This is a genomic window from Roseateles sp. (assembly GCF_031397715.1).
Taxonomy (GTDB): Bacteria; Pseudomonadota; Gammaproteobacteria; order Burkholderiales; family Burkholderiaceae_C; genus Paucibacter_A.
In genome coordinates, this window is the sequence record NZ_JANNMI010000003.1 from 1 (window position 1) to 2,237 (window position 2,237).

The 2,237-nt window shown below is 62.3% G+C and carries 3 protein-coding genes; all 3 read left to right on the forward strand.

Annotation, left to right across the window (positions count from 1 at the left end):
- A partial coding sequence (locus RMO57_RS00100; protein ID WP_310383135.1) for a TerC/Alx family metal homeostasis membrane protein occupies positions 1 to 728 on the forward strand: 728 nt, incomplete at its 5' end.
- Between the two features lie 144 nt (positions 729 to 872).
- Complete coding sequence (locus RMO57_RS00105) at positions 873 to 1,664, forward strand: energy transducer TonB (RefSeq protein ID WP_310383137.1); 792 nt, start codon at positions 873 to 875, stop codon at positions 1,662 to 1,664.
- Positions 1,665 to 1,802: 138 nt separating this feature from the next.
- The coding region (locus RMO57_RS00110) for a TonB-dependent receptor plug domain-containing protein (protein WP_310383139.1) at positions 1,803 to 2,237 on the forward strand (435 nt) is incomplete at its 3' end.

A 2,237-nucleotide genomic window follows, 5' to 3' on the forward strand; every position in this document is an offset into this window, starting at 1 on the left:
TCTTAACCGGCTACCTGATTGAGAAGTCGTTGGCGGTGGACAACATCTTTGTCTTCCTGATGATCTTCACCTACTTCTCGGTGCCGGCCGAGTACCAAAAACGGGTGCTGATGTACGGCATCATCGGCGCCATCGTGCTGCGCACGGTGATGATTCTGGTCGGCAGCTATCTGATTGCCGAGTTCCACTGGGTGTTGTATTTGTTCGGCGCCTTCTTGCTGATCACCGGCATCAAGATGTGGTGGGCCGCCGGCAAGGAGCCTGATCTGGAAGCCAACCCGGCGCTGAAGCTGTTGCGCCGCACCATGCCGGTGAGCCAGAACTTTGACGGCGAGCGCTTTTTCACGGTCGAAAACGGCAAGCGCATGGCCACGCCTTTGCTGCTGGTGATTGCGCTGATCGGCATGACCGATGTGATTTTCGCGGTCGACTCGATCCCGGCCATCTTTGCCATCACCGACGATCCCTTCATCGTGCTGACCTCGAACATCTTCGCGATCCTGGGCTTGCGCGCGATGTATTTCCTGCTGGCCGCCATGGCGACCAAGTTTCACCTGCTCAGCTACGGTTTGGCGGTGGTCTTGGCCTTCATCGGCAGCAAGATGATCTTGATCGACATCATCAAGATCCCGGTGCTGATCTCGCTCGGTGCGGTGGTCACCATCCTCGCCGTCACCATGGTGCTGAGCTTGTACACGGCACCGAAGCTGAAGGCGAATTCGCATTGAGGGTGATAAGGGCCGCACTAGATACGCACTAGAGCGGCCCTTGCCGTCGCAAATTGGCGACGCTCAATTAAACGCAAATAACAATCGTTCTCATTACTGTTAACATCACGGCACCAGTTTTAAGCGCCTTGGCGCCCACTTGCCGTGACCAGTGCACTTGCTTCGATTGAGGACTTTGGGTCGCCGCCCAAGGCGATAGCGCCCACTCCTCCTAAACCCGGCCCCAAGCCGGCCGAGTTGGGCTTGGCTGACAGGCCAACGCCACTGCATTGGTCAGCCAGCGCCGCGCAGCTGCGCCGACGCCGTGCCCTGATGTTGGCCGTGCTGGCCCTGCATATGGGCCTGGCGTGGTTGCTGCTGCGCACGCACTTCCGTCCGGCGCTGACGCCTCAGCCGGTGCCCATCACCGTCAATCTGCTGGCGGCGCAAGCCGAGCGGCAGCAGCAGCCTCCCAAGCTCAAGCTGCCGACACCGCTGCTGGCTCCCGCGCCGCCGGTGATGCACTTGGCCATCCCGACCTTCAACACCAATTTGTCGCCAAGTTTGACGCCGACCGCGGTCTACGCGCCGGTGCAGCAGGAGCAGGCGCGGGCGCCCGAAGCGGCCGGGTCGGTGGCGGTGCACGCGCCCGCCCCAGCACCGCCGGCCGTCAAGCAGATCGCGCCGAATGCGGTTCGTTATGTGGCCGAGCCCAGGTTGACGGTGCCGCTGCTGTCGCGCCGCTTGGGTGAGTCCGGCATCGTGCATTTGCGCATCGTCGTTGATGCCCGCGGCCAGCTGAAGGACGCCAGCGTGAAGAAAAGCTCCGGCTTTGAGCGCATCGACGCCCAAGCGCTGCAAGACATTCGGACCGCGCGCTTTGCGCCCTATCTGGAAAACGGCCAGCCGCTGGACTGGGAAACCACCGCCTTGCTGTCCTACGAATTGATTCGTTAGTTAGCGCCCGCGCGCTGAACCGCCAGCCGCTCGCCCGCCTACCCCCTTTTGTCCCGCCGATGCCAAGCCTGCCATCTAACAGGTAGGCAGGCTGGCTGTTTTTCGCCCCTACTTTCACTTCACTGGAGTTATTTGCCCATGTCCACCAAAAAAATACGCAGCGCCCTGCTGCCGCTCGGCGCATTGGCGGCCGGCTTCGGCCTCGCCTCCGGCGCCCATGCGCAAGCCGCCGCGCCAGCCGCCGTTGCAGACGCCCTGCCGATCGTGCGCACCAAGGCCAGCGCCGAGAAGTCCGGCAAAGACGACTACCAGGCCACCGACACCCGCATCGGCAAAGGCAAACAAGAGCTGCGCGACATCCCGCAGTCGATCACCGTGGTGACCGAGCGGCTGATCGATGACCGCAATCTGGACACGCTGAAGGATGTGTTGAAGAACACCGCCGGCATCACCTTCATGGCCGCCGAGGGCGGCGAAGAAGACATCCGCCTGCGCGGTTTTGCCCTGCAGTCGACCGGCGACGTGTTCGTGGACGGTCTGCGCGACCCGGCTTTTTATGACCGCGACACCTTC